Origin of the sequence: Pseudomonas abieticivorans (assembly GCF_023509015.1) — a bacterium.
In the GTDB taxonomy this organism is placed as follows: Bacteria; Pseudomonadota; Gammaproteobacteria; order Pseudomonadales; family Pseudomonadaceae; genus Aquipseudomonas; species Aquipseudomonas abieticivorans.
On the sequence record NZ_CP094975.1, the window covers coordinates 5050270 to 5068675 of the forward strand.

Annotated in this window: 15 protein-coding genes; all 15 read right to left on the reverse strand. The window is 62.2% G+C overall.

Features of this window, described 5'->3' with window-relative positions; all coding sequences use genetic code 11:
* Positions 1 to 149 precede the first annotated feature (149 nt).
* Positions 150 to 1619: an NADH-quinone oxidoreductase subunit NuoN gene (gene nuoN, locus L9B60_RS23075; RefSeq protein WP_249673286.1), complete on the reverse strand. Its 1470-nt coding sequence runs from the start codon at positions 1617 to 1619 to the stop codon at positions 150 to 152.
* A gap of 7 nt (positions 1620 to 1626) precedes the next feature.
* Complete coding sequence (gene nuoM, locus L9B60_RS23080; RefSeq protein ID WP_249673287.1) at positions 1627 to 3159, reverse strand: NADH-quinone oxidoreductase subunit M; 1533 nt, start codon at positions 3157 to 3159, stop codon at positions 1627 to 1629.
* Between the two features lie 39 nt (positions 3160 to 3198).
* Positions 3199 to 5052 (reverse strand): NADH-quinone oxidoreductase subunit L, encoded by a 1854-nt coding sequence (gene nuoL / locus L9B60_RS23085; protein ID WP_249673288.1) that lies wholly within the window; start codon positions 5050 to 5052, stop codon positions 3199 to 3201.
* Complete coding sequence (nuoK, locus tag L9B60_RS23090) at positions 5049 to 5357, reverse strand: NADH-quinone oxidoreductase subunit NuoK (RefSeq protein ID WP_249673289.1); 309 nt, start codon at positions 5355 to 5357, stop codon at positions 5049 to 5051. The genes nuoL and nuoK overlap by 4 nt, the downstream gene beginning before the upstream one ends.
* Before the next feature lie 4 nt (positions 5358 to 5361).
* The gene (nuoJ, locus tag L9B60_RS23095; RefSeq protein ID WP_249673290.1) at positions 5362 to 5862 is read right to left on the reverse strand and encodes an NADH-quinone oxidoreductase subunit J; all 501 of its coding nucleotides are present in this window, start codon (positions 5860 to 5862) and stop codon (positions 5362 to 5364) included.
* 9 nt (positions 5863 to 5871) lie between these two features.
* Positions 5872 to 6420: an NADH-quinone oxidoreductase subunit NuoI gene (gene nuoI, locus L9B60_RS23100; RefSeq protein WP_008369054.1), complete on the reverse strand. Its 549-nt coding sequence runs from the start codon at positions 6418 to 6420 to the stop codon at positions 5872 to 5874.
* 11 nt (positions 6421 to 6431) lie between these two features.
* The gene (gene nuoH / locus L9B60_RS23105) at positions 6432 to 7439 is read right to left on the reverse strand and encodes an NADH-quinone oxidoreductase subunit NuoH (protein WP_249673291.1); all 1008 of its coding nucleotides are present in this window, start codon (positions 7437 to 7439) and stop codon (positions 6432 to 6434) included.
* A complete protein-coding gene (nuoG, locus tag L9B60_RS23110) occupies positions 7436 to 10147 on the reverse strand; it encodes an NADH-quinone oxidoreductase subunit NuoG (RefSeq protein ID WP_249673292.1) in 2712 nt (903 codons plus the stop codon). The genes nuoH and nuoG overlap by 4 nt, the downstream gene beginning before the upstream one ends.
* Before the next feature lie 145 nt (positions 10148 to 10292).
* Positions 10293 to 11648, reverse strand: a complete 1356-nt coding sequence (gene nuoF, locus L9B60_RS23115; RefSeq protein ID WP_249673293.1) for an NADH-quinone oxidoreductase subunit NuoF — start codon at positions 11646 to 11648, stop codon at positions 10293 to 10295.
* On the reverse strand, positions 11645 to 12142 hold the full coding sequence (gene nuoE / locus L9B60_RS23120; protein ID WP_249673294.1) for an NADH-quinone oxidoreductase subunit NuoE: 498 nt from the start codon (positions 12140 to 12142) through the stop codon (positions 11645 to 11647). The genes nuoF and nuoE overlap by 4 nt, the downstream gene beginning before the upstream one ends.
* A gap of 2 nt (positions 12143 to 12144) precedes the next feature.
* Complete coding sequence (nuoC, locus tag L9B60_RS23125; protein ID WP_249673295.1) at positions 12145 to 13926, reverse strand: NADH-quinone oxidoreductase subunit C/D; 1782 nt, start codon at positions 13924 to 13926, stop codon at positions 12145 to 12147.
* Positions 13927 to 14000: 74 nt separating this feature from the next.
* Positions 14001 to 14675, reverse strand: coding sequence for a NuoB/complex I 20 kDa subunit family protein (locus L9B60_RS23130; protein WP_249673296.1), 675 nt, complete (start codon positions 14673 to 14675; stop codon positions 14001 to 14003).
* 10 nt (positions 14676 to 14685) lie between these two features.
* A complete protein-coding gene (locus L9B60_RS23135) occupies positions 14686 to 15099 on the reverse strand; it encodes an NADH-quinone oxidoreductase subunit A (RefSeq protein WP_249673297.1) in 414 nt (137 codons plus the stop codon).
* Between the two features lie 663 nt (positions 15100 to 15762).
* On the reverse strand, positions 15763 to 17088 hold the full coding sequence (aceA, locus tag L9B60_RS23140) for an isocitrate lyase (RefSeq protein WP_249673298.1): 1326 nt from the start codon (positions 17086 to 17088) through the stop codon (positions 15763 to 15765).
* Between the two features lie 550 nt (positions 17089 to 17638).
* Positions 17639 to 18394, reverse strand: a complete 756-nt coding sequence (locus L9B60_RS23145) for a secretin N-terminal domain-containing protein (RefSeq protein ID WP_249673299.1) — start codon at positions 18392 to 18394, stop codon at positions 17639 to 17641.
* Positions 18395 to 18406 lie beyond the last annotated feature (12 nt).

Below are 18406 nucleotides of genomic sequence, written 5' to 3' on the forward strand. Positions count from 1 at the left end.
CGTTCTATTTGAGGAGCCCCTATTGAATAGCAGGAGTTGATATTGCACTACTGTCAGAAATACCAGTTTTTAAACTTTCAATGCGAGGCTTTTTGTACGTCAAAAAACACAAAACCCCGCCGCAGCGGGGTTTTGTATTCAGCGGCCCATCAACCCACTAGCTGAAACCCGGCATGCTGCACCAGGTCCAGCAATGGCTGCGGGTACACACCCAGGAAGAACGCCAGGATTGCGATCGCCAGCAGCATCACGCCACCGGTACGCTGTTCCCAGTTCATCGGGGCGTCGTGGCGGCGCAGGTTTGGCTCGATCAGGAACAGCGTCACCATCACGCGCAGGTAGTAGAACACGCCGATGGCGCTGCCCAGCACCAGCGAGCCGGTCAGCCACCATTGTTGCGACTGCACACCCGTGGCAATGATGTAGAACTTGCCGATAAAGCCTGCGGTCAGCGGGATACCGGCCAGCGACAGCATCATCACGGTCAGCACGGCCGTCAGGTACGGACGGCGCCAGAACAGGCCGCGGTATTCGTACAGGGCGTCGGCGTCGCGGCCTTTGAACGGCGAGGACATCAGCGTGATCACGCCGAACGCGCCGAGGCTGGTGACCACGTAGGTGGCCAGGTACACGCCGATGGCTTCCAGCGCCAGGCCCTTGCTGGCCACCAGGGCGATCAGCAGGTAGCCGAAGTGTGCGATGGAGGAGAAACCCAGGATCCGCTTGATGTTGCTCTGGGTCAGGGCCAGCAGGTTACCGACCAGGATCGAGGCAATGGCGATCACCGACAGCACATCGTGCAACACGCCGCTGCTGGCAGCAGGGGAGAGCTGGAACAAGCGCACCACCACGGCGAACACCGCGACCTTGCTGGCGGTGGCCAAAAAGGCCGCCACCGGCGCCGGGGCGCCTTCGTACACGTCCGGGGTCCATAGGTGGAACGGCACCAGCGACAGCTTGAACGCCAAACCGACCAGCATCATCGCCAGGCCCAGTTGCGCCAGGCTGCTCGGCAGCCCGGTGGCTGCCAGGGCCATGCCGATGCCGCTGAAGCTCAGGCTGCCGGAGTCTGCGTACAGCAAGGCCATGCCGAACAGCAGGAACGCGGAACCGGCCGCCGACAGCACCATGTACTTGATGCCGGCTTCCAGCGAGCGCTTGTTGAAGAACGCATAGGCCACCAGGCCGTACACCGGCACCGACAGCAGTTCCAGGCCGATGAACAGGCTCGACAAGTGCTGCGCCATTACCAAGACCAGGCCGCCGGCGGCGGACAGCAGGATCAGCAGGTACAGCTCTTCGCGGTTGCCCGGGTAGCCCGAACCGCCGTCACCCAGGTAGGCGTGCGCAAGCGTCACGCAAGCCAGGGTGGCGATCAGGATCAGTGCCATGTACAGGCAGGCGAAGTTGTCGACTTGCAGCAGCGGGGTCACGGTCATCGGTGTCAATTTCAACACCGGCAAAATCGACAGCAGCGCCAGGTTCAAGCCCGCACAGGTGATCAAAAACGTTTGTGAGTGGTTGCGCCGCCAGGCGATCGCCAGCATCACCACCACGATGGTGATACTGGTGATCAGCAGCGGAGCCAGCGCGATAAAGTGTTGCAGTGTCAGGTCCATAGCGCTCTTACCGTGCCGAAGCGAGTTGAGTGAAGGCGGTGCCGAACCACTGGTGCACACCGGTCATGGTGGCGGCAGAGGTGTCGAGGAACGGCTGCGGATAGATGCCCAGCAAGATCAGCAGGCCAGCCAGGCCCAGCACCATGATCAGTTCACGGTTGTCCATGCCGGCCAGTACCGCGTCGGATTTCGACGGGCCGAAGTAGGCGCGGTGGATCATGATCAGCGAGTAAACCGAACCAAACACCAGGCCCGACGTGGCGATCGCGGTGATCCATGGCGCCGATACGAAGGAGCCCAGCAGGATCAGGAACTCGCCGACGAAGTTGCCGGTCCCTGGCAGGCCCAGGGAGGCGGCTGCAAAGAACAAACTGATCGCCGGCAGGTAGGCGATGCGCGACCACAGGCCACCCATCTCACGCATGTCACGGGTGTGCAGGCGCTCGTACAACTGGCCGCTCAAGATAAACAGCGCGGCGGCCGACAGGCCGTGGGCCAGCATCTGGATCACCGCGCCTTGCAGCGCTTGTTGGGAGCCTGAGTAGATGCCGATCAGCACGAAGCCCATGTGCGAGACGCTGGAGAACGCGATCAGGCGCTTGATGTCGGTTTGCGCGAAGGCCAGGAAGGCCCCGTAGAAAATCCCCACCAGGCCCAGGGTCATGGCGATCGGTGCGAACTCGGCCGAGGCGTTGGGGAACAACGGCAGGGCAAAGCGCAGCAGGCCATAAGCCGCGGTTTTCAGCAGGATACCGGCCAGGTCCACCGAGCCTGCGGTCGGCGCCTGGGCGTGGGCATCCGGCAGCCAGGAGTGGAACGGCACCACCGGCAGCTTCACCGCGAAGGCGATGAAGAAGCCCAGCATCAGGATGTATTCCACGCCGTGCGGCAGCTTGGCGTTGAGCAGGTCGGTGTAGTTGAACGTCAGCACGCCGGTGGTGTTGTAGTTGAACAACACCAGGCCCAGGATCGCCACCAACATGATCAGGCCGCTGGCCTGGGTGAAGATGAAGAACTTGGTGGCGGCGTAGATCCGGGTCTTCTTGCCATCCGAGGAGCTGTGACCCCAGAGCGCGATGAGGAAATACATCGGCACCAGCATCATTTCCCAGAAGAAGAAGAACAGGAACAGGTCCAGTGCCAGGAACACACCGACCACACCGCCCAGAATCCACATCAGGTTCAAGTGGAAGAAGCCGACGTGGCGTTGGATCTCTTTCCAGCTGCAGAGTACCGAGAGGATACCCAGCAGGCCGGTCAGCAAGATCATCAGCAACGACAGGCCGTCCAGGCCCAGGTGCACGCTGATGCCGAAGCGTTGAATCCATTGCAGCTTGAATTCAACCGCCCAGACAGGCGCGGCGCCCGGTGCAGGGGCCAGGTGGAAGTCCCCGTGCGCCCACAGCCACAGGCCGAGCGCGAGTTCCAGGGTCATGGTCAGCAGCGCGATCCAGCGGGGCAGGGTGGCGCCGAAGCGTTCACCCATCCAGCACAGAAGGCCACCGATAAAGGGGATCAGGATCAGCCAGGGCAAAATCATGACGGGCTCAATTCCTTTCGCAAAGTCGCAAGATTCATATCAGACCGCCGCCACGAGGACAGCGCCGATAACCAGCACGGCACCGGCCGCGATCGAAGCGGCGTACCAGCGCACTTGGCCGGTTTCGCTGCGGCTCATGGCGCTGTTGCCGCCCTTGGCCAGACGCGGGATCAGGCCGATGGTGCGGTCGATCGGGTCTTTGCGCAGCACGTGGCTGATCAGCAGATACGGTTTGACGAACAGTTTGTCGTAGATCCAGTCAAAGCCCCACGCAGCGAACCACCAGGCCGACAGCACGCGGCCAGGGCCGCTGTTGGCGATGGCGGTGGCCAGGCGACGCTTGCCCAGGAACAGCAGGGCCGCCAGCAGGATACCGGCCAGGGCAATGGCGCCCGAGGCGATTTCCAGGCTGTGCTTGGCTTCGCCGCCGGCATGGCCGACGCTTTGCGGCAGCACGCCGGCAAGCGGTGGGTGGATCCACGCGCCGATGAAGGTCGACAGCACGATCAGCACGCTCAGCGGCAGCCAGTGGGCCACGCCGTGGCCGGCGTGGGCGTCGGTGTGCGCTTCACCGTGGAAGGTGATGAAGATCAGGCGGAAGGTGTACAGCGAGGTCATGAACGCGCCCACCAGGCCCGCGTACAGCAAGCCGGTGTGGCCACTGGCGAACGCTTCCCAGAGGATCTCGTCCTTGGAGTAGAAGCCTGCGGTGATCACCGGCAAGGCCGCAAGGGCCGCGCCACCGACGATGAAGCTGGCGTAGGCCAACGGGATCTTCTTCCACAGGCCGCCCATCTTGAAGATGTTCTGCTCGTGGTGGCAGGCCAGGATCACGGAACCGGAGGCCAGGAACAGCAGCGCCTTGAAGAACGCGTGGATCATCAGGTGGAAAATCGCGCCGTCCCAGGCGCCCACGCCCAGGGCCAGGAACATGTAGCCGATCTGGCTCATGGTCGAGTAGGCGAGGATGCGCTTGATGTCGGTTTGCACCAGGGCGGCGAACCCGGCCAGTACCAGGGTCACGGCGCCGACGATGCCCACCAGGTGCAGGATGTCCGGCGCCAGGGTGAACAGGCCATGGGTACGGGCGATCAGGTACACGCCCGCGGTCACCATGGTGGCGGCGTGGATCAATGCCGAGACCGGGGTAGGGCCGGCCATGGCGTCTGCCAACCAGGTTTGCAACGGCAGTTGCGCCGATTTGCCGACCGCGCCACCCAGCAGCATCAGGGTGGCCAGCACGATCCAGAAATCGCCGACCTTGAAGTGCTCCGGTGCCCGCACCAGCAGTTCCTGAATGTTCAGGGTGCCCAGTTGCTGGAACAGGATGAACAGGCCGATGGCCATGAACACGTCGCCGATGCGGGTCACGATAAAGGCTTTGAGTGCGGCATTGCCGTTGTTACGGTCGCTGAAGTAGAAACCGATCAACAGGTAGCTGCACAGGCCCACGCCTTCCCAACCGAAGTAGATGAACAGCAGGTTGTCGCCCAACACCAGGAACAACATGCTGGCGATGAACAGGTTGGTGTAGGCGAAAAAGCGCGAGTAACCGTCTTCACCGCGCATGTACCAGGAGGCGAACAGGTGGATCAGGAAACCCACCCCCACCACCACGCCCAGCATGGTCACCGACAGGCCGTCCACGTACAGGGCGAAGTTGGGCTCGAAGCCGTCCACCGACATCCAGCGCCACAGCACCAGGGTGTAGTGGCCCGCTTCGGGCGGCGACACGTTGAATTGCCAGATCACGTAGGCGGCGACGATGGCCGACAGGCCAATGGAGCCGACACCGATCAGGGCCGAGAGGTTTTCGGAAAGGCGCCCGCGGGAAAACGACAGCAGCAGGAAGCCGATCAGGGGGAATACGAACGTCAGAAAGATCAGGTTCATCCGCGCATCTCACTGGCAGCGTCGATATCAAGCGTGTGGAAGCGGCGGTACAGCTGCAGCAAGATCGCCAGGCCAATACTGGCCTCGGCGGCTGCCAGGGTGATCACCAGGATGAACATGATCTGTCCATCCGGCTGCGCCCAGCGTGCACCGGCGACGATGAAGGCCAGTGCGGCGGCGTTCATCATGATTTCCAGGCTCATCAATACGAAGAGGATGTTGCGGCGAACCAACAGGCCCACCAGGCCAAGGCAGAACAGGATACCGGCGACGGCTAATCCATGCTCGAGAGGGATTGCAGGCATGTCGTTACTCCTTCGCCTCGTTGCGGCCCAAGTGGAAAGCCGTGACCACGGCTGCAAGCAGCAGCATGGAAGCCAGTTCGACCGCCAGCAGGTACGGGCCGAACAGGGTGATACCCACGGCCTTGGCACCTACGGTGGTTTGGCCGATGCCGGCCGCGCTCGGGTTGGCAAACAGCACGTACAGCAGCTCGAACAGCAGCAGGCCGGCCAAGAACACGGGGCCTGCCCAGATGCCAGGTTTCAGCCAGCTGCGTTCCTGCATTACCGAGGACGGGCCCAGGTTGAGCATCATCACCACGAACACGAACAGCACCATGATGGCGCCGGCGTAAACGATCACTTCCAGCACGCCGGCGAACGGTGCGCCGAGGCTGAAGAACGTCATCGACACGGCCAGCAGTGAAATGATCAGGTAGAGCAGCGCGTGCACGGGGTTGGTGTTGGTGACCACCCGAAGGGTAGCCACCACTGCGACACCGGCTGCGAAATAGAAAGCGAATTCCATCTTTCTTCCTTAAGGGAGCAAGCTCTTCACGTTGATCGGCTCGGCTTCGTTCTGCGCGGCGCCTTTTGGCTTACCGGCTACGGCCATACCTGCAACGCGATAGAAGTTGTAGTCAGGGTTCTTGCCGGGGCCGGAGATCAAAAGATCTTCTTTCTCGTACACCAGGTCCTGACGTTTGAACTCGGCCATTTCGAAATCCGGTGTCAGCTGGATCGCGGTGGTCGGGCAGGCTTCCTCGCAGAGGCCACAGAAAATGCAGCGCGAGAAGTTGATGCGGAAGAAGTCCGGGTACCAGCGACCGTCTTCGGTTTCGGCTTTCTGCAGCGAGATGCAACCCACCGGGCACGCGACGGCGCACAGGTTGCAGGCCACGCAGCGCTCTTCGCCGTCGGGGTCGCGGGTGAGCACGATGCGGCCACGGTAGCGCGGCGGCAGGTACACGGCTTCTTCGGGGTATTGCAGGGTGTCACGCTTGCGAAAGCCGTGACCGAATACCATCACCAGGCTACGCAGCTGTGTGCCCGTGCCCTTAATGACGTCACCAATATATTTGAACATGGGTCAATTCCTCACTGAACCGCGCCGGCTGGCGTGTTCAACAACACGATCGCAGCGGTCACCAGCATGTTGATCAGGGTCAGCGGCAGGCAGAATTTCCAGCTGAAGTCCATCACCTGGTCATACCGTGGGCGCGGGATCGAGGCGCGCAGCAAGATGAACAGCATGATGAAGAACGCGGTCTTCAGGGCGAACCAGATGAACGACAGTTGCGGCAGGATGTTGAACGGGCCATGCCAGCCACCGAAGAACAGGGTGACCAACAGCGCCGAGATCATGATGATGCCGATGTACTCGCCGACGAAGAACATGCCCCATTTCATGCCGGCATATTCAATGTGGTAACCGTCCGCCAGTTCCTGTTCGGCTTCCGGCTGGTCGAAGGGGTGACGGTGAGTCACGGCCACGCCTGCGACGAAGAAGGTACAGAAGCCGAAGAACTGCGGGATGATGAACCACAGGTGCTGGGACTGGTATTCAACGATGTCGCGCATGTTGAACGAGCCCACCTGGATCACGATGCCCATCAGCGCCAGGCCCATGAACACTTCGTACGACACGGTTTGCGCTGAGGCCCGCAGGGAGCCGAGCAAGGCGTACTTGTTGTTCGAGGACCAGCCGGCGAACAGCACGGCGTACACCGACAAACCGGCCATGGCGAAGAAGAACAGCAGGCCGATGTTCAGGTCTGCCACGCCCCAGGTCGGGGTGATCGGGATGATCGCGAAGGCAATCAGCAAGGCGCTCATGGCCACCACCGGCGCCAGGGTGAAGATCACCTTGTCGACGAAGGGTGGGTTCCAGTCTTCCTTGAAGAACATTTTCAACATGTCGGCAGCGATCTGGAACATGCCGAACGGGCCCACGCGGTTAGGGCCGTAGCGGTCCTGCCACCAGCCCAGCAAGCGGCGCTCCACGAAGCTGAGCAGCGCCCCGCACACCACCACGGCCAGCATGATCACCAGGGCCTTGACCACAGAGATGATCACGTCGACGACTTCAGGGGTAAACCAAGTCATTGTGCTGCCTCCTGCAAGCCTTCAACCGACGCGCCGGCGAATGCGGGCGGGATACCTGCAAGGCCTGCGGGCAACGCCACCAGGCCTGCGCCCAATGCTTCGTTGATGCGCAGCGGCAAGCGCAGGTTCACGCCTGCAACGTTCAGGCTCAGCAGCGCGCCGTCGTTGACGCCCAGGCGGTCGGCCTCGGACTTGGCGATGCTCACGTAGGCGGCCGGGATGCGTTCTTGCACCGGGGCTGCGCGCGAGGAGTTCTCTTCGCTGCCGAACAGGTGATGCACCGGCACCGCTGTCCAGGTGCCACGGGCCGGAGCGAAAGCGCCCGGAACGCCGGCGAACCAGTTGAGGTTGTCGCCGCTGGTTTCGATCAGGCGTGCGCCGGGGTCGCCAGCGCGCAGGTGGCCGCCGACTTCGTCCTGGAACTTGTTCCACGCTTGTGGCGAGTTCCAGCCCGGGGACCAGGCGAACGGCACTTGTTGGCGCGGTTCGACCGAGCCCGAGTAACCTTCCATGGAGAAGGCGAACGCGGTGTCGGCGTCTTGCGAAGTGCGCGGCTCGTGCACGCTGATGTTGGCGCGCATGGCGGTGCGGCCGCTGTAGCGCAACGGTTCGCGCGCCAGTTTAAGACCCTTGATGCGGAACGCAGCAGACGGCGCGGCATTGATGATCGCGGCCAGTTGCGGGGTGCTGCCGGCGACGGCGGCGGTGGCGTGGTCCAGCAGGGTCCAGTCGACCGGGCGGTCCAAAAGGGTGCTGCGCAGGGCATGCAGCCAACGCCAGCCTTCATGGATCAGGATGCTGGCATCCAGGTAGGCCGGGTCGAACACCTGGAAGAAGCGCTGGGCGCGGCCTTCCTGGCTGACCAGGGTGCCGTCGCCTTCGGCGAAGCTGGCCGCTGGCAATACCAGGTGGGCGCGCTCGGCGGTACGGGTCATCTGGTGGTCGGCGACGATCAGTACCTTGGCGGCCGCGATGGCGGCGTCCACCTTGGCGGCATCGACACGGGTGTACAGGTCGTTTTCCAGCACCACCAGGGCGTCGGCACGGCCTTCGATCACTGCGTCCAGTGCCGCGTCGACGGACTCGCCGCCGAGCATGGCCAGGCCCAGGCTGTTGGCTTCCGGTACGATCAGGCTCAGGGAGCCGTCTTTACCGGCCAGCTTCAAGGCCTTGGCGATGTTGCCGGCGGCTTCGATCAGGGCGCTTTCGCCCAGCGAGGTGCCGGCGATGATCAATGGGCGCTTGCCGGCCAGCAGGGCGGCGGCGATGCGCTGGGCCAGGGCCAGGGCTTCGTCGTCCAGGCCTGCGACGGCAGGGGCGCTGGCGTCGATGGCGTGGGCCACGGCAAAACCGATGCGGGCCAGGTCCGCCGGCGCTGCGTGAACGCACTCTTCAGCCACGTCGTCGAGCTTGGTGTCGGTCAGGCTGGCAATGAACAGCGGGTGCAGTTCGTGCTGGCCGATGTTCTTCACCGCCGCGTCCAGCCAAGGCTGCACGCGCATGGCATCGGCCATGGCCTCGGCCTTGCCCTTGACGGTTTGACGAACGCTCAGCGCCATGCGCGCGGCGGTCTGGGTCAGGTCTTCACCCAACACGAACACGGCGTCGTGGTCTTCGATGTCGCGCATCGTCGGGATCGGCAGCGGGCTGTCTTTCAGCACGCGCAGCACCAGGCGAATACGCTCCAGCTCGGCCGCTTCGATACCGGAGTAGAAGTGCTCCTTGCCGACCAGCTCCAGCAACGCGTAGTTGCTTTCAAGGCTGGCACGTGGCGAGCCGATACCGACGATGGTGCGGCCGCGCAACAGGTCGGCGGCGCTGTCCAGCGCAGCGTCCAGGCTCAGCTTGTGCTGGCCCTGCAGGGGCTGGCGCGGGCGGTCGGTGCGGTTCACGTAGCCGTAGCCGAAACGGCCGCGGTCGCATAGGAAGTACTGGTTCACCGAACCGTTGTAACGGTTCTCGATGCGCCGCAGTTCGCCGTAGCGCTCGCCGGGGCTGATGTTGCAACCGCTGGAGCAGCCATGGCAGATGCTCGGCGAGAACTGCATGTCCCACTTGCGGTTGTAGCGCTCGGAGTGGGTCTTGTCGGTGAACACACCGGTCGGGCAGACCTCGGTGAGGTTGCCGGAGAACTCGCTTTCCAGGGTGCCGTCTTCAACGCGACCGAAGTACACGTTGTCGTGGGCGCCGAATACGCCCAGGTCAGTGCCGCCGGCGTAGTCTTTATAGAAGCGCACGCAGCGGTAGCAGGCGATGCAACGGTTCATCTCGTGCGAGATGAACGGGCCCAGGTCCTGGTTCTGGTGGGTGCGCTTGGTGAAGCGGTACCGGCGCTCGTTGTGGCCGGTCATCACCGTCATGTCTTGCAGGTGGCAGTGACCGCCTTCCTCGCACACCGGGCAGTCGTGCGGGTGGTTGGTCATCAGCCATTCGACGACGCTGGCACGGAACACCTTGGCCTCTTCGTCGTCGATGGAGATCCAGCTGCCATCGGTGGCAGGGGTCATGCAGGACATCACGATACGACCACGCGTGTCGTTCTCGTCGGTGTACTGCTTGACCGCACACTGGCGGCAGGCACCGACGCTACCGAGCGCGGGGTGCCAGCAGAAATACGGAATATCGAGGCCCAGGGACAGACATGCCTGCAAGAGGTTGTCTGCGCCATCGACTTCGAGCTCTTTGCCGTCTACGTGGATAGTGGCCATTGTTCAAAGTTCTTCGTTGGCCCGCTGTTGGGCGGGCGTGGCTAATGGAAAGCGTGTTGCCAACCGCGGCGCTCGTCACAGGCGGACCTGTGGCAGGGCAGGGGGCTGGCAGCCTGGGGCACGGACCCCAGGCTTTTGAGTCTTGTTATGCGCCGACCACAATGGGGCGCGCCAGGTCCGGGCGCAGGCCGCTGCTTGCGGCGATGCCAGCCTCGAATTCCGGGCGGAAGTATTTGATCGCGCTGCCCAAGGGCTCCACGGCACCGGGTGCGTGCGCACAGAAGGTCTTGCCTGGGCCCAGGAAACCGACCAGGCCCAGCAGCGTCTCGATGTCGCCTTGCTGGCCCTGGCCATTCTCGAGGGCGCGCAAGAGCTTGACGCTCCACGGCAGGCCATCGCGGCACGGGGTGCAGAAGCCGCACGATTCGCGCGAAAAGAACTCTTCCATGTTGCGCAGCAACGACACCATGTTGACGCTGTCGTCCACGGCCATGGCCAGGCCCGTACCCATGCGGGTGCCGACCTTGGCGATGCCACCGGCGTACATTTGCGCGTCCAGGTGCTCGGGCAACAGGAAGCCGGTGCCGGCGCCGCCTGGCTGCCAGCACTTGAGCTTGAAGCCATCGCGCATGCCGCCGGCGTAGTCTTCGAACAGCTCGCGGGCGGGCACACCGAACGGCAGCTCCCACAGGCCCGGGTTCTTGACCTTGCCGGAGAAGCCCATCAGCTTGGTGCCGTGGTCTTCGCTGCCTTCTCGGGCCAGCGACTTGTACCAGTCGATACCGTTGCCGACGATGGCCGGCACGTTGCACAGGGTCTCGACGTTGTTCACGCACGTCGGCTTGCCCCACACGCCCACGGCGGCCGGGAACGGCGGCTTGGAGCGTGGGTTGGCGCGGCGGCCTTCCAGGGAGTTGATCAGCGCGGTTTCTTCACCGCAGATGTAACGCCCGGCACCGGTGTGCACGAACAGCTCGAAGTCAAAGCCTGAGCCCAGGATGTTCTTGCCCAACAGGCCTGCGGCCTTGGCTTCGGCCACGGCGCGGTTCAGGTGCTTGGCCGCGGTGGTGTACTCGCCACGCAGGAAGATGTAGCCGCGGTAGGCTTTCAGCGCGCGGGCACTGATCAGCATGCCTTCGATCAGCAGATGGGGCAGTTGCTCCATCAGCATGCGGTCTTTCCAGGTGTTGGGTTCCATTTCATCCGCGTTGCACAGCAGGTAGCGGATGTTCATGGATTCGTCTTTGGGCATCAGGCCCCATTTGACGCCGGTGGGGAAGCCCGCACCGCCACGGCCCTTGAGGCCCGAATCCTTGACTGTCTGGACGATGTCGTCCTGGGACATGTCGGCGAACGCCTTGCGCGCGGCCGCGTAGCCGTCCTTGGCCTGGTACTCGTCCAGCCACACGGCTTCGCCGTCGTCACGCAGGCGCCAGGTCAGGGGGTGGGTTTGGGCGGTGCGCGCGATGCGGTTGGCCGGCCCGAAGGAGGTAAGGGTCATGCGTAGCCCTCCAGCAGTTGGGCAACGCCAGCAGGCTGGACATCGCCGAAGGTGTCATCGTCGATCATCAGCGCCGGGGCCTTGTCGCAGTTGCCCAGGCAGCACACCGGCAGCAGGGTGAAACGCCCGTCCGCGGTGGTTTGGCCAAGGCCGATGCCCAGCGTGCTCTGGATCTGGCTGACTACCGATTCATGGCCGCCGATGTAGCAGACCATGGAGTCGCAGACGCGAATGATGTGACGACCCACCGGCTGGCGGAAGATCTGGCTGTAGAAGGTGGCCACGCCTTCGACGTCGCTGGCCGGGATGCCGAGGATCTCGCCAATGGCGTAGAGCGCGCCGTCAGGCACCCAGCCACGTTCCTTCTGGACGATCTTCAAGGCTTCGATGGACGCCGCGCGCGGGTCCTCGTAGTGGTGCAGCTCGTGCTCGATGGCCGAGCGCTCGGTTTCGCTCAGGGCGAAACGGTCAGTCTGGATAAGCGTGTTGTTCATGCTTAGCGGTCCACGTCGGCCATAACGAAGTCGATACTACCCAGGTACGCGATCAAGTCCGCGACCATGCTGCCTTTGATCACCGAAGGGATCTGCTGCAGGTGCGGGTAGCTTGGGGTGCGGATCCGGGTACGGTAGCTCATGGTGCCGCCGTCGCTCGTCAGGTAATAGCTGTTGATGCCCTTGGTCGCTTCGATCATCTGGAAGGATTCGTTGGCCGGCATCACCGGGCCCCACGAAACTTGCAGGAAGTGCGTGATCAAGGTCTCGATGTGCTGCAGCGTGCGCTCTTTTGGCGGCGGCGTGGTCAGCGGGTGATCCGCCTTGTACGGGCCTTCGGGCATGTTGCGCATGCACTGGTCGATGATCTTGATGCTCTGGCGCATTTCTTCCACGCGCACCATGCAGCGGTCGTAGGCATCGCCGTTGTGGGCCAGTGGCACTTCGAATTCGAAGTTCTCGTAGCCCGAGTACGGGCGCGCCTTGCGCAGGTCGAAATCACAGCCGGTGGAACGCAGGCCGGCACCGGTGACGCCCCATTCCAGGGCCTCTTTGGTGTTGTAGGCGGCCACACCGATGGTACGGCCCTTGAGGATGCTGTTCTGCAGGGCCGCCTTGGTGTATTCGTCCAGGCGCTTGGGCAGCCAGTCGACGAAGTCCTTGACCAGTTTTTCCCAGCCGCGCGGCAGGTCGTGTGCCACGCCACCGATGCGGTACCAGGCCGGGTGCAGGCGGAAACCGGTGATGGCCTCGATCACCGTGTAGGCCTTCTGGCGGTCGGTGAAGGTGAAGAACACCGGGGTCATCGCGCCCACGTCCTGGATATAGGTACCTAGGAACAGCAGGTGGCTGGTGATGCGGAAGAACTCGGCCATCATGATGCGGATGGTGTCGACCTTCTGCGGCACCTTGATGCCGGCCAGCTTCTCGACCGCGAGCACGTAGGGCAGGTTGTTCATCACCCCGCCCAGGTAGTCGATACGGTCGGTGTAGGGGATGAAGCTGTGCCAGGACTGGCGCTCGGCCATCTTCTCGGCACCACGGTGGTGGTAGCCGATGTCGGGCACGCAGTCGACGATTTCTTCGCCATCGAGTTGCAGGATAATACGGAAGGCACCGTGGGCCGAAGGGTGGTTGGGGCCCAGGTTGAGGAACATGTAGTCCTCATTGGTGCCCGAACGCTTCATGCCCCAGTCTTCAGGCTTGAAGCGCGCCGCTTCCTCTTCAAGCTTCTGTTTGGCCAGGGTCAGGCTGTAGGGGTCGAACTCGGTCGCGCGCGCCGGGTAGTCCTTGCGCAGCGGATGGCCTTCCCAGGTCGGCGGCATCATGATGCGCGACAGGTGCGGGTGGCCGGCGAAGTCGATGCCGAACATGTCCCACACTTCACGCTCGTACCAGTTGGCGTTGGGCCAGATACCGGTGATGGTGGGCAGGTTCAGGTCGCCTTCGTTCAACGCCACCTTGATCATCACGTCGCTGTTACGCTCAAGCGACATCAGGTGATAGAAGACGGTGAAGTCGGCGCCCGGCAAGCCACGGCGCTGGGTGCGCAGGCGCTCGTCCACGCCATGCAGGTCGTACAGCATGACGTAGGGCTTGGGCAGGTGGCGCAGAAACGTCAGCACTTCCACCAGTTTGGCGCGGGCAACCCACAGCACCGGCATGCCGGTGCGGGTGGCCTGGGCGGTGAACGCCTCGGGGCCAAAGCGGGTGTTCAGTTCGGCGACCACATCTTGGTCGTCAGCCTTGTAAGGCGGGATATACAGAGCGGTGTCCGCTGTCATGGTCTCGGTCGCTTTCGGTCAACGTGCAGAATGAAGCCAGGGTTCTTGGGGCTCTTGTGGAGCCTGGGTCTGGATCAGACTTCGTCGGGGCTGCGCAGGTTGGTTACCGCGATTCGCTGTTCGCGACGCTGTTCCTTTTGCGACGGCATCTCGGCGCGGTAAACGCCTTGATCACCGACGACCCAGGACAACGGGCGACGCTCCTGGCCAATCGATTCCTGCAACAGCATCAGGCCTTGCAGAAAGGCTTCGGGGCGCGGCGGGCAGCCAGGCACGTAGACGTCCACGGGCAGGAACTTGTCCACCCCTTGAACGACCGAGTAAATGTCGTACATGCCACCGGAGTTGGCGCACGAACCCATGGAGATCACCCACTTGGGCTCCAGCATTTGCTCGTACAGGCGCTGGATGATCGGGGCCATCTTGATGAAGCACGTACCGGCGATGACCATGAAATCCGCCTGGCGCGGCGATGCCCGGATAACCTCGGCGCCGAAGCGGGCGATGTCGTGGGGCGCCGTGAAGGCGGTGGTCATTTCCACGTAGCAGCACGACAGGCCGAAGTTGTAAGGCCACAGGGAGTTTTTACGCCCCCAGTTGACCGCACCGTTCAGCACGTCTTCGAGCTTGCCCATGTAGATGTTTTTGTGGACTTGATCTTCTAGCGGATCGGAAACGGTTTCCCGTTCGCCGATTGGATACTGATCATTGGGAGCATCCGGGTCGATCCTGGTGAGATTGTATTGCATTGCCAAAGCCTCATTGTTTCAGCTTCGCTTGCCGCTTGCGACGACCTTCCGGAGCCCAGTCAAGAGCCCCCACTCGCCAAAGGTAGACAAGACCTGCCAACAGAATTGCTATGAAAACGAGTGCTTCGACAAATCCGGTCCAGCCGCTTTCGCGGACGGACACAGACCAGGCAAAGAGAAAGAGGGCTTCGACGTCGAAGATCACGAACAGCATCGCGACCAGATAGAATTTGGCAGACAGGCGCAGGCGGGCGCTACCGACCGGCAGCATGCCGGATTCGAAAGGTTCGTTCTTGCTGTGGCCCCAGGCTTTGCTGCCCAGCAGGCTGGAAAGCCCCAGCATGAAGGCACAGAGGCCGACTACGCCCAAAAGGAAGATGGCAAAGCCCCAGTTGTGGGCCATGAGTCCTGTCGAATCGGGCATCTGAAATCCTTAACAGAGAGCAAAGGTCTCTGAGCTTGAAAAGTAGTAAAGCAGTGACGATATGTCGCAGCTGAATCTATCGCGGTGATTTTATGGGTAAACCGATAGCAAGTAAATTTTCTATGGCAAATTTATTCGTAGGATTAAGCACATACGCACCCCCTGAGTGCCGCAAACGCCCGTGCTACGGGGATTATAGGTGGTTTTATGAAATATGTTCCGTGCGTTCGGTAATAGTGGTTTCTATATGTAATGATAATTACTAGCATTTAGAGATGGCTGTTACAGGTGTTTCTATTGGAAACGAGGTAACAGCCTGCGGCAATGAACCGCATCGTCCGTTTTACCCTATTGTCGCTTTATAAGCGTTGGCATGGATCAATACTTTGGTTGTAGGGGGTGGGTACATACGTGGCGGCGTGGGTGTTGGCTTCGCGGCTGAACCGGAGCGCGATCCCTGCGTAGGAGCGGATTTATCCGCGAAAAGCGCACCGCGTTGAATCAGGCATACCGCGGTGCGGCTTTCGCGGATAAATCCGCTCCTACAAGAGTTCGGGTATCTGTAGGAGCGGATTTATCCGCGAAAAGCGCGCCGCCTATCCCCCGGAAACGAACAAACCGCCCGAAGGCGGTTTGCAGGTGACGCTGGCAGCTAACCCACTATCAGTGGAACTGCTCTTCTTCGGTAGAGCCGGTCAGCGCGGTGACCGACGAGCTGCCACCCTGGATCACGGTGGTCATGTCGTCGAAGTAGCCGGTGCCCACTTCCTGCTGGTGCGCCACGAAGGTGTAGCCCTTGGAGGCGTCAGCGAACTCCTGCTCTTGCAGCTTCACGTAGGCGGTCATGTCGTTGCGGGCGTAGTCGTGCGCCAGGTTGAACATGCTGTGCCACATGTTATGGATACCCGCCAGGGTGATGAACTGGTGCTTGTAGCCCATGGCCGACAGCTCGCGCTGGAACTTGGCGATGGTTGCGTCGTCCAGGTTCTTCTTCCAGTTGAACGATGGCGAGCAGTTGTACGACAGCAGTTGGTCGGGGTATTCCTTCTTGATGGCTTCGGCAAAGCGGCGCGCTTCGTCCAGGTCCGGCTTGGCGGTTTCGCACCAGATCAGGTCGGCGTACGGTGCGTAGGCCAGGCCACGGGCGATTGCCTGGTCAAGGCCTGCACGTACTTTGTAGAAGCCTTCCTGGGTGCGCTCGCCGGTCACGAACGGTTGGTCGTACGGGTCGCAGTCGCTGGTCAACAGGTCAGCGGCGTTGGCGTCGGTACGGGCCAAAATGATGGTCGGGGTGCCAGCAACGTCGGCCGCCAGGCGCGCAGCGGTCAGCTTTTGCACCGCTTCCTGGGTCGGTACCAGTACCTTGCCGCCCATGTGGCCGCATTTTTTAACCGAGGCCAGCTGGTCTTCGAAGTGAACGCCGGCAGCGCCTGCCTCGATCATGCTTTTCATCAGCTCGTAGGCGTTCAGCACGCCGCCGAAACCGGCTTCGGCGTCGGCCACGATCGGTGCGAAGTAGTCGATGTAGCCTGCGTCACCCGGGTTCTTGCCGGCTTTCCACTGGATCTGGTCGGCGCGACGGAACGAGTTGTTGATGCGCTTGACCACGGTAGGCACCGAATCCACCGGGTACAGCGATTGGTCGGGGTACATGCTTTCGGCGGAGTTGTTGTCCGCGGCCACTTGCCAGCCAGACAGGTAGATCGCCTGGATACCGGCCTTGACCTGTTGCACGGCCTGGCCGCCGGTAAGGGCGCCCATGCAGTTGACGAAATCTTTATCAGGGCGGAAGGAAGGCTTGGCGCCTTGGGTGACCAGGTTCCAGAGCTTCTCGGCGCCGTTGCGGGCGAAGGTGTGCTCAGGCTGGATCGAACCACGCAGGCGAACGACGTCAGCAGCGCTGTAGGTGCGAGTCACGCCTTTCCAGCGTGGGTTCTCGGCCCAGTCTTTCTCGAGGGCAGCAATTTGTTGTTCGCGTGTCAGTGCCATGGGAATAAACCTCGTCGCATCGGTTTTAATGAAAAATTCTCGCTCCGCCCGGGCGCTGGCTGAAAACCAGGGCGCCTGACTGCTCGCAGATCCTAAGCGTAGGCTGCCTGGTACGGGCTTGACGGGGGAGGCGACGGGTGAACGATGGGGCCCTTGGCGCAAGCGACGGGGGTCGGGCGAGGGTGCGGGTTTGCAAGGTGGCTCGTGGATGCCGGTTTGCGAACCTACAGGACCTGCCGTTAAACCAGAATACGCTCTCGTCCCTCGGGACAACTTCGTTCCAGTCGCAACCTCGTCAAACTGCCTTGTGGGCGGTACAGACACGAATCGGCTCAGGTGGGTAGGTTAGAGCGTCGATCCGAAGACCCTTGTTACAGGGCCCCTGATTAGCGGGAGCGAGGCCATCATGCCAATGCTTTTTTGCGTCGTCAACGATTTTGTAGTGCTTTTTTCTTATCACTACATATTTGTTTGATAGCGACTTGTCAGTCAGTTTCGGCCCTTCAGGTCCAGTACCTGAAGGTCGATTTAGGGACCATTGGGTCACGGTTCACTGCAGCGAATCGACCTTTACCCGCAACGTCATGTCGTTACGGCCTTGGGTGGACCAATTTTGCGTGTAGCCGTTGGTGTTTTGCGCACTTTGCTCGTTCACCCCCGCCAACGTGATCCACTCGCCGAGGCGCCCGCTGACCTGGGTGTCGGTGCTTTGCACGTCCACTACATCGGGCCGTTGCTGGCTGATGCGGTCGTTGTTGGTGCTGATGGCCAGGTGCACGGTGTCGCCGGTCACGCTGGCCGTGACGTAAAAGCCCTGGGTCACGTTGCGGTACTGGGTTTGCGTTTGCACGCCGCCGTAGCTGTCGGTCTGGCCGGTGGTGAAAGGCACGCTCTGGCCGACCTGGATCAGCGCCGGCACGCCTTCGCTGGCCTGTACTTGTTGCACGCCACCGGTGCGGTTGGCGGTGCTGGTGCTGATGATCCGGGTGTTGCCGCCGCCGTTGACCGAGTAACCGTTGCGGTTGGCGTCGTTGCTGTCGCTGGTATCCACGCTGATCAGCAGGCGCCGTGACGGTTTGTCGAGCTGGGTAAGCAGGTCGCGCAGGGCTTCGATCTTCAGAGGGTCGGCGTTGACGATCAACTGGTTGCCGTAGGCGCTGACCTGGCCGTCCTTGCCAATGAAGTTCTGCGCGACGGGCAGCAGTTCGTCACTGGTGTGGTAATTGAGGGGCAGCACTTCGGTGGCCGCGTTGGCCGTGAAGCACATCAGCAGGGCGAGGGAGGCGAGCAGGGGGCGTAGCGGCATGTCCGATATCTC